Origin of the sequence: Ferruginibacter sp. HRS2-29 (assembly GCF_024343615.1) — a bacterium.
GTDB lineage: Bacteria > Bacteroidota > Bacteroidia > Chitinophagales > Chitinophagaceae > Ferruginibacter.
In genome coordinates this window covers 74,676-85,408 of sequence record NZ_RJUB01000125.1, presented here as the reverse complement: position 1 = coordinate 85,408, position 10,733 = coordinate 74,676, and the positions used below count along the sequence as shown (strand labels likewise).

At 45.6% G+C, this 10,733-nt stretch carries 5 protein-coding genes; all 5 read left to right on the top strand.

Going from position 1 to position 10,733, the window contains the following annotated elements; all coding sequences use genetic code 11:
* Window positions 1–238: 238 nt before the first annotated feature.
* The gene (locus EGI32_RS13225; protein WP_255155839.1) at window positions 239–568 is read left to right on the top strand and encodes a hypothetical protein; all 330 of its coding nucleotides are present in this window, start codon (window positions 239–241) and stop codon (window positions 566–568) included.
* A gap of 226 nt (window positions 569–794) precedes the next feature.
* The gene (locus tag EGI32_RS13220; protein WP_255155838.1) at window positions 795–3,683 is read left to right on the top strand and encodes a TonB-dependent receptor; all 2,889 of its coding nucleotides are present in this window, start codon (window positions 795–797) and stop codon (window positions 3,681–3,683) included.
* 186 nt (window positions 3,684–3,869) lie between these two features.
* Entirely contained in the window at window positions 3,870–5,252 is a 1,383-nt protein-coding gene (locus EGI32_RS13215; protein WP_255155837.1) for a hypothetical protein, read from the top strand.
* Between the two features lie 34 nt (window positions 5,253–5,286).
* Window positions 5,287–9,375, top strand: coding sequence for a SprB repeat-containing protein (locus EGI32_RS13210; protein ID WP_255155836.1), 4,089 nt, complete (start codon window positions 5,287–5,289; stop codon window positions 9,373–9,375).
* A 62-nt stretch (window positions 9,376–9,437) separates the two neighbouring features.
* Window positions 9,438–10,571: a T9SS type A sorting domain-containing protein gene (locus EGI32_RS13205; RefSeq protein WP_255155835.1), complete on the top strand. Its 1,134-nt coding sequence runs from the start codon at window positions 9,438–9,440 to the stop codon at window positions 10,569–10,571.
* Window positions 10,572–10,733 lie beyond the last annotated feature (162 nt).

The window sequence follows — 10,733 nt, the reverse complement described above, 5'->3', positions numbered from 1 at the left end:
GTAAAATAACATAAACACCATGTTGGTTTTATGGAATGATAATATCCCCTGATAAACTTTGCAAAAGTTTTTTGTAGGTGAACAATGTGATAACAACAACAGCCTTTTTCTAAAGGCTGTTCGCTTTTATATCATATACACTGTGCTTAACATTTATGTAATGGTTTCTTAATCTGTTCCATACAATAAACACCGCTTTAAATTTATAATATAGCGCTCCCAATAAAACTTGCCAATCATGCAGGGTATTCCACTCTTCGATTACAAAATAATGCAGGAGCAACTTTCCTCGTTGCTCGAGTCTCCGGCTCCCGGCGCTTCAGCTGAAGACATCGCCGCAATTGCCGCACGCAAAAAAAAGCTGACTGAAATTTATAAAAAGTACGGTTCGTCCTTTGATGAAATTTCTTCTCTCACAAGGCAGTTCAGGAAAATGAAAATTGAAGTAAGACAACTTATGTCATTGAGACAGAAAAAGATAAAAGTTCAAATCAAAAAGACTGTACTCTCCGTAAAAGCCAATGGTCATGCGCCTTTCATAGCACTCTTAACAATTACGCAATTTTAGGTTAACGCTATCATGCTGTTTTGGTAACATGCAACTTTAACTATTTATTATAAGTTTGTTCTGGAAATAAACGCGCCTCAAATCCGCATTTATTTTTTTGTTTTTCAGCCCATTTAGAAATTCCAATCCTAGAATTAACCTCCCACACTGATCGGGTAGAAACACGTCATTTTCACTTACTGTGAGTGTATTGATATCATTCTCAAAAATGGTAAACGCCAGAACTATGTACTTAATTGAACCTTTCAAATGCTTTAAAAAAAGAAGGATTTTAATATTGATCTGCTGTTCGCTGTTGCTATTGATCAGCGATCATCTGCATGCCCAGGTGTCAAAGGCGGGTTTATTGGCAGGAACAATTAAAGACGAAAATAACCTTTCGCTGGCAGGTGTAACTGTTGAAATTATTTCACTGCATAAAACAAGCTTATCATCCGTATCGGGTGAGTTTGCATTAGCCCTTCCGGAAGGCAGTTATACGGTTAATATCAGTTTTGTAGGTTTTGAGAAAAAAGCAGTAACAGATGTCATCATCAAAGCCGGTTCGGAAACAGTATTACCCATCATATTAAATCATAAAAAAAGTAACGATCTGACGGATATCGTAGTTACTTCTTCCTTGAAAAAAGAGACCGCGAGCGGTTTACTCCGTGTGCAAAAAAACAGCATCACAGTAAGTGATGGCATCAGTGCCGAATTGATGAAAAGGACGCCCGATAACAACATCGGACAGTCGCTGGCCAGGGTGAGCGGGGTAAACGTACAGGGAGGTAAATTCGTAACCATCCGTGGCGTAAGCGACCGCTACAACAATGTACAGATCAACGGTTCTACTTTACCAAGTTCTGAACCCAACAGAAGAAATTTCAGCTTCGATATTATCCCTTCTTCCCTTGTTGATAATGTAGTGGTATACAAAACAGCGTCTCCTGATCTGCCCGGTGAGTTTACGGGTGGCCTTGTACAGGTAAATACAAAAGATGTTCCTTCAAAAAACTTTATTGAAATAAATATCGGCACGGGTTTCAATACGGAAAGTGCCGGAAAAGAATTCGTAGGTTTCCAGAGAGACAAACAGGCCCACCTGGCAAAAGTGGATGATAACCGGTTGTGGTTTGGAAAAGGCCGGGCATTTGATGCATTTCGTTTTTTCAAAGCGGCTTATTCATTGCCCGCGGATACGATGGCGATGAGAGCTGCTACCCGAAGTATCCCAAATCGCTGGCAGTTTTACAAGTATGCCTACACGCCCGTTCATAACTACCAGGTAAATGGCGGGCTGGCAAAACGTTTCAAAAACAGTAATTCACTTGGAGTGATTGCGGCGCTTACGTACCGCAACGACCAGCTTTACGAAGAAGGAGAAGCAAGAAATCCTACCAACTACGATGTACATACAAAACGTTATAAATACAACACCACTATCGGGGGTATTTTGAATGCATCTTATAAAACAAAAAAACATCGTGTTGCCTGGAAGAACCTGTTCAACAAAAAATACAGCAACCAGGTAGATGATCGCACCGGGCTTAATGAGAGTGCTGCCAGGGCTGATGAAAGAAGGTTTGCAGACGTTACATTACAATCCAGATTGTTTCAGTCCAGGTTAGAAGGGGAACATGCCCTTACTACAGGGGGGCTCAAAATAGATTGGTATGCGGATGATATTACCTTTAAAAGGGAGCAGCCGGATTCACGGTACCTTCTCAATACTGACCTTTCTACGGGGGCATATTCTTACGACTTCAAAGAATTGCAGCTGATAGGTGGGGGGCTGTTTTCAAGCCAGTTCAAGGAAAAACGTAACAACGCAGGTGCCAATATATCAATTCCCTTTTTGTTTAAAAAGGAAAAAGAAATATTGAAAATGGGATATGCTTATTCGAGGCGCAAGGCCGACTTTGCCAATACCGGCCTGCGTATCCTTGCGAGGGGAAGGGAGCCCAACCTGAATCCCAAATATGGGTATACCCCTTACTATCTGTTGGTAACGCCTGAAGGTTTGGAGCAGGGGGATTTTTATTACAACCCTGCATATGCTACCAGTACCAGCACCGGCGACGCTTACACAGGTATACAGGAGCTCAATTCTTTCTATGCGATGCTGGATCTTAAAGTGTTTAAAAAACTGCGCCTGACGGGAGGTATCCGTAATGAAAATAATTCAATGAACATCACTACCGCAAAATATTCTACCGTCGACTCAAGTTCTGCTTCAGTAGATACCACCAATTCTTTTCGTGAAAAAAACTGGTTGCCTTCTTTGAATGTTATCTACAGCCTGGGCAATAAGATAAATATCAGGGCAGCATTCAGCAAAACCTTATCGAGGCCGGACTTTGTAGAGCGTACATATGTGCGGTACTACGACTTTGCGGACCAGGTATTGATAAGGGGTAATGAAGGGCTTAAACTTACTACCGTTAAAAATTACGATCTGCGGTTCGAATATTATCCTGCAGGCGGTGAAGTCTTATCCTTTTCTTTATTCTATAAGGATTTTAAGAATGCGGTTGAGCGGGATTTTCAGGTAGATAATCCAAGCAGCTTCGTAGAGTATACCAATAAACCCCGGGCCGATGCCAAAGGTTTTGAAGTGGATATCAGGAAAAGTATGGGGTTCATCAACGGTGCTTCAAAAATTCTCGAAAGGTGTACGGTAAGTTTCAATTACACCTACCTGAAGGGGACGGTGAAAACGGGGGATACATCACTCCCCGGGCAAAATCGCCCGATCCAGGGGCTCGCGCCTTTTCTGCTGAATGCGGGGCTTTACTACGACCAGCCACGATGGGGCGTGAGCGTTTCCTTCAACCGCTCGGGCAGGAAGATCATCAACGCCGGCAGGGAATCTGCATACCTGACGCAGTACGAAAAGCCGAGAAGTATTCTCGACCTGCAGCTGAATGCGAAATTTTTCAAAGAAAAGATGATTGCCCGGTTTAACATTGGCGACTTACTGAATCAGCCATTTATTATCTATAGCAATATCGATAAAGGTGGCAATGTGTACGACGATCCGAAGGGCGACCGGTTCAACGCGGCCACCGATTTTGTAAACTACCAGGTGAAACCCGGAGTTAATTACTCCCTCAGTGTTTCCTATAAATTTTAACCCATTGAATTGAGCGAAATATTAATTCTTTAATTCTAAAAACCATTTAAAAAACTATGACAGAAAACTCAACATGCATCTTCTGAAACACACCAACAACAGTACAGACATTTCATACAAAATTACAAACGACCTGATTTTTTGATTTGAGCAGATCAATTAAAACAAACTAATTAAAAACTAATTATGAAACAGAATTTCTTAAAAATTGCGGCACTCGTTCTCGCTTCTTTTACGTTCGGTAAAACTATAGCGCAGACAACTGTTACATTGCCCACTGTTATTGATGCGAGCAATTCGCCTTACTTATGTGAGGCAGCCAATACTTACATCATCAACGGTAAAGTGGTGGTAAAAGACGGAGGTGTATTACAGATTGAAGCAGGCACACTGCTGAAGGCAAATAAGATACTGCCGAACACCAATGCGAGCTGTATTCTGATTTCACGTGGGGGCCAGATAGAAGCGAATGGTACCAACACGAACCCTATTGTGTTTACTTCAAACCAACCGGTACCTTCCAGTGGCGACTGGGGTGGAATTGTAATTTTAGGAAGGGCTCCCAACAACAGGACTACTAATCCTGCAATTGAAGGGATCGATGGCAGCAGTACGAACCTGCCGGCAGGAACAGATTTCAACTATGGCCCCATCCCCGCTACCGTTGGTGGTGTTCCTTCTCCGGGATTACCGGATGAAAGTTCAGGCTTCATGACCTATTGCCGTATCGAATACGCTGGTGCAGCCATTTCTCCTGCAAATGAATTGAATGGTTTGACATTGGGTTCTGTAGGACGTGGAACCGAACTGGATTTCATCCAGGTAATGTATGGCGCGGATGATGCATTCGAATTTTTTGGCGGAACGGTAAATGCCAAACACCTCGTGGCACTCGCGCCGGATGATGATGCATTCGATTTCGATTTTGGGTATAGTGGTAACCTGCAATTTTGTGTTTCATTATTGAAACCTGAAAAGCCTTCTTACTCTTCTGATCCAAACGGTATCGAAAGCGATAACGAAGGAACAGGTACAGCGAATGCCAGCCCACGTACCAATGCGAAAATCTCCAACATGACGGTGATAGGTTTTATCGATTCACTTACAGCCGGTACGGTTCCGGGAGTTGGTAAAAGGATATTGAACGGTGCACGTTTCAGAAGGCAGAGTAGCTACACTGTGCGTAATTCCATTTATATGGGGTTCAATACCGGTGTGTTGTTTGAAAGTGCATTGACCCAGGCCGATGCTGCCAATTTCCAGTATAATGTTGTGCACGGATTTAAAGTTACCGATGGTGGTGCAAGCATCCCTGCAACCAACCTTGAGATCCTGGGCAATGAAGATTTTTCTAACCTCGGTATCGAACTCGCAAATCCATTTGTAGTAGGTGCGGCACCTGATTTTCGTCCAACATTTGATTCGCCGGCAGAAATAAAAACAGGTGCAAATTTCAGCGGGTTCACAGGAACACCGGTTAACTTCTTCCAGGTGGTTCCTTACCGTGGCGCATTCCCTGCCAATACCAACTGGGCAAGGATATGGACAAAATGGACAGACTTCCAATAAATGAATTGAGATTAAAAAATATTAAAAAAATTATATGAAACAGATTTTTATTGCTCTTTTCATGTTGCTGTCGGTGGCATCTTTTGCCCAGCCTGCAGTAACAGAAGTGTACTTGCCGAAGTACGTGCAGGGCGTTGGTAATGCCAACCCGCCCGACGACCGCAAAGTACCTTATGTATCGCGTATGCAGGTAACCGGCCTTACGCCGAATGCCACTTATCGGTACTACTCTTTATTTGGGAACCAGCCTACCGGTAATACTGGTGTGGGTGCATATATTGTCGTAAACCAGTCGGGTAATTTTCAGCGGGTAACCGCAGCTACACTCGCGGTGGCAGGAAGATACCAGACCGCTACGGCAGATGCCTCGGGCAGTTTCACCGCCTGGTTCATCATCGAACCATCAAGTGATATCAGCTTTGCCCCGGGCAGCACACTTTACTGGAGAATATTCCTGAACAATGGTAACAACGGTAGTGCAGTGGTAACAAGGATTACCGCCGCTAACCCTGTAACTGTGCTGGGATGGGGTAGTGGTGCTACACAAGGGTCGGGTTTGAGAAATACGAATACCGGTTCTTATACCGCCAAAAACTTTGTCCTGTTGTGGGACAATGTGGCCGGTACAGGAAGGCCTGAAACAGGAACATTTGTTGAAGACGATGGCACGAGGAACCTGAGTGCATTGAATGCTGATCCAACCAATGAAGGTTATGCGCCTTTTTATGGCGACAACGTAGATGGTGTGAACGGTGCCTGGGGTACTATCATCCCTAATAATCTTTCAAACGGGATCGCTAATATTTCACAATTCAGTCTTGCCAACGGTGCCTTATTGAACAGCTGTACAGCTGCAAATGGGGTATATGGTTCTACCAATACCGCCAATGCTGCGGCAGGCCTTACAGCGCTCACCCTTTCATGTTCGCCGGTGGCACCGGCACTTGGTGCTGCTGCTACAGCAACAAATGTAGCTTGCTTTGGTGGAAGCACAGGTACGGTAACAGCAACCGGTACCGCGGGCACACCTCCATATGCCTACACTATTGCAGGCCCTACCGTAAATACTACCGGTGCTACCACAGGCGTATTTACAGGACTTGCAGCGGGTGCATATACAGTTACTGTGACCGATGCGGCAAGTGGTTCAGCCACTGCTACCGCCACTGTCAGCCAACCAACAGCAGCCTTGTCGGCTTCAGCTGTTGCGGGTACCATCGCCTGCTTTGGCGGTTCAACAACTGGTACCGTAACTGCTACGGGTGGTACGGGGGCGTACAGTTATGTGATAGCATCGGGCCCTGTGGTAAATACCACTGGCGCGGCCAACGGGATCTTTACCGGGCTTACTGCCGGTCAGTATACTTTCACAGTAACAGATGCTAATTCCTGTACCATTACTACTTCCCCTGTCACAGTAGCGGCAGCACCGGCTGTACTGGCTGCCACCGCTGCTGTCACTTCTCCTATCGTTACTGCAGGTGGCACTGGTACTATTACCGCTACCACCACAGGTGGAACAGCGGCTTACTCATACACCATTTCAGGTCCTACCGTAAATACCACGGGTGCTACATCAGGCGCATTCAGCGGCCTTTCTGCAGGATCATACACCATTACGGTTACTGATGCAAGGGGTTGTACCGTTACTACCTCTTCGGTAACTTTAACAGCTCCCGGCCCTCTGACAGCGGCTTCTTCTGTTACTACCGCATTCAGTTGTGCTTTGTCTGGTATCGTTACAGTAACAGCTTCGGGTGGTGTAGCCCCTTATTCAGGAACCGGCGCTAAAACGATCACTGCGGCCGGGTCGTATACCTATACAGTAACAGATGCGCAGGGCGCAACTGCTACCACTACTATCAATGTAGCAGCACCAACAGGTTGCGCTACGGTAGCTGAAGTATTGCTACCAAAATTTGTACAGGGCGTAGGTTCAGGTGAACCATCAGACGACAGGAAAGTCCCCTTTGCGGCACGTATGACCATCAATGGCCTTACACCAAATGCTACTTACCGGTATTACAACCAGTTTGTGATCAACCCAACCAACGGAAGTGGCGGAAGCGGAGCATATATTGTAGCCAACCAAACCGGCAACTTCTCAAGGGTAACCGCTCCCACCCTGGCAGTAGCCGGCAGGTACGGACAACTTACCGCTAATGCAAGCGGATCGGCAACAGCATGGTTCATCGTTGAACCTTCGAGCCAGGTTGAATTTACACCAGGCAACCAGTTATACCTGCGGGTGTTCCTGAACAACGGCAGCAATGGTACCACCGTGGCTACCAGGACAACTTCAACTGCTCCTGTTACCGTACTTGCTTTCGGTACCACCACTACCACGGGTACAGGTGTGCGTGCAACCAATGCAGCATACACCCCAAAAAACTTCATCATGCTTTATAACAATGAAGCAGGTACAGGAAGACCTGAAGCAGGCACTTTTGTAGAAAGTGACGGAACAAGGAACCTGAGTGCCCTCGATCCGGATGTAACCAACGAAGGGTATGCTCCTTTTTATGGTGACAACGTAGACGGTGTAGCGGGTGCATTCGGAACGATCATTCCAAATAACCTTTCAACAGGTATCAGAAATATTACGCAGTATACGCTGGCAGACGGTGCATTTGTAAACAGGTGTACCTCTGCGGATGGTGTGTTTGGAACTGCTGCAACTGCCAATACCAACGGTGGCCTCACACCGCAGGTAGTCAGCTGTACCCCATTCGCGGCAGCCACCATCGCCGACCCTGCAGTAGGACAGATGAACTTCACCACACTGGCTGGTGTTTCACAAAGTGCCAATACACTTTTGTTCACGCAGGCTTACAAATTGAATGTGCCATTCTATAACCTGAACCAGACCACGATCGTTCCAAATGGAACTATCACGGTAAGGGTTAACCTTGGCAGCAAATTGATCCTTGATCCTGCATTCTCATTGGCTACAGCGCCATTGAATAATTACTTCGCCTGGACAAGCCAGGTGGTAGCAGACAGCGTAGTGATCACAGGTACCCAGATAGCAGACATCCCTGCTGATTTCACCGGTACATTGTCATTCGATGTAAGGGGCGAATTCTCTTGTACTGCAAATGTTTCTACCAACATCAACATTGTAAACACACTCGCCATCCTGCAGGATGAAGATCTGCAGAACAATGCAGCTACTTTACAATATACCCTGCCTGTAACAGTTACTACCACCCAGGTAAACGTTACCTGTAATGGTGCCGGAAATGGTATCATCAATGCGGTGGCCAGCCCTGGTGCAACAGTTGTGATCAGAAATGCGGCTAACGCGATCGTATCAAATACAGGCCTTGTTCCGGGTGTATATACCGTTACAGCCACTGCCACCGGCGATGCAGGCAATACCTGTTCTAATGTAGTGAACGTTACCATTGTTCAGCCTTTGGTACTTACAGCTGCCGTGAGCAGTACAGTAAACAATATCTGTAACAGCGGAAATGCCGGTTCGGTTACTGTGGCCTCAGCAGGTGGTACTGCTCCTTACACTTATGTAATAGCAGGCCCTACAGTAAATACCACTGGTGCCAATACAGGTATCTTCACCGGCCTCATGGCTGGTAACTATACCATCACTTCAACAGATGCCAATGGTTGTACCGCAACTACTACCGCTACTATCACACAGCCAACCGGTACTGCTCCTGATATCTCTTTAGGTTCAGATATTACCGGCAGCTTGTTTACCGCAGCGGGAAGTTCGCAAACCATCGTATACAACGTAACTGAAATAGCCGGTAATCCATCTGTAGGCGATACCATCCGTATCACCAAAGTATCCGGGTTCACCATCAGCTTCAACTCCGCTACCTTCAGCACGGTGGTAAGTGGCACTACTTACACATTGGATAATGCCCGCTGGAAAATCGATAACTCTGATCCTTCATTTGTATCGATCATCCTTACCGATCCGGCCGGCCCTTCTACTCCGGGTACTTTATTGTGTAATCAAAGGGTGAACGTAGCTGTCACGTTAACACGTAACACTACCGACGTTTCTACATTTACATTGAGTGCAAGGTTGAGAAAATCGAATGGCGAACTGAATCTTAGTAATAATCTGAATTCAGTGATCCTGGCGGCAGAATAATCACCCATAATCAGCAAGGGGATCCATTCCCCTTGCTATTAAAAAATATCAAAATCTTTTTTATGAAATCATTTTTTAAAAATACCCGTTACAGCCTGAAGGTAGCTATCGTGGGAGTAATGCTGGCAGCATCTCTGGCCGGGGTGGCACAGATCAAACCTGTGATACAGGATCCCAAACTCGGCAGGATCGTTATCACCGATGTGGCCGGATATGACCTGGACGAAAATTTTTTGCAGCCCGATCAGGTTATCAGGCTTAAAGTGCCGGTAGCCAGCAGCAACCATGGCAAACCAACTCCCGCAGGCAGTGCAAAGATCAAGATCAGCCTTGGCTCAAAGCTGGCATTAGATCCATCCTTCGATCTTAATGCTACCGAATTGAGCAATTATTTCAAATGGACGGCTTATACAAACGGCGGACAAACCATGCTGGTAGGCGACCTGGTAAACCCGCTTCCTGCAAATTTTGCGGAGGTAAATGTGGCGTTCAAAATAAAAGGTACTGCACAGGGGAAATCAACCATTACGGCCAATTTCCTGATCACCAACCACAATACATTGTCAACCCTGTCTGATGAGGACGGATCAAACAATGCTGCTTTCCTGAAATATACGGTCGGAAACGTAGCAGCACCGGGCGCCATCACTACACTGCTCGATGCAAAACGTGCCGGTTGTTCTGTTAACGTGACTTTTGGAATAAACAGGGAAATCAACATCAGCGGTTATGAGGTAGAGGTAAGCAAAGATGGTACGGCTTATGAAAAAGTATCCACAGTGGCAGCAGGCAACCAGAATGCTTACAACAGCACTTTCGTGATCAGCAGGAATTTGCAGAGCAAAGTGTTATATGTGCGTATAAAAACTGTATACCGTAGTGGGGAAACAAAATACACGCAGGCAAAAACCATCGATGGAAATTGCGATGGAAGCTGGACACTGGGTGTATATCCTAATCCTGCCAGCTCTGTTAAGTTTGTAACGATCCGTGCCACCAATGGAGAATTTGCCGGAAAGTACAAATTCATTACCGTAGATATGGCTGGCAAGATCATCGGAACAAGGGAAGCTACCTTGAACAATGTACCAAGCTACAGGTACGAATTAAGTAATCTGTCAGCAGGAAAATACCTGATCAAAGTAGTCAATCTTGATGGGTCCCAGTCGGCAGTATTAAGCCTGGAAAAATTATAAACTCAGCCCTGGATCTTTAAGCAAAAAGTGGAAGAACATGCATGGACAAGTTTCGTGCATGTTTCTTTCTTTTGTTTGAACCACCAGGCCGGTGGGAAATAACAAATTGGTGATAGTTCAATAACAACACGGCTTTACAGAACAGCTAGTTTTACTTTCATT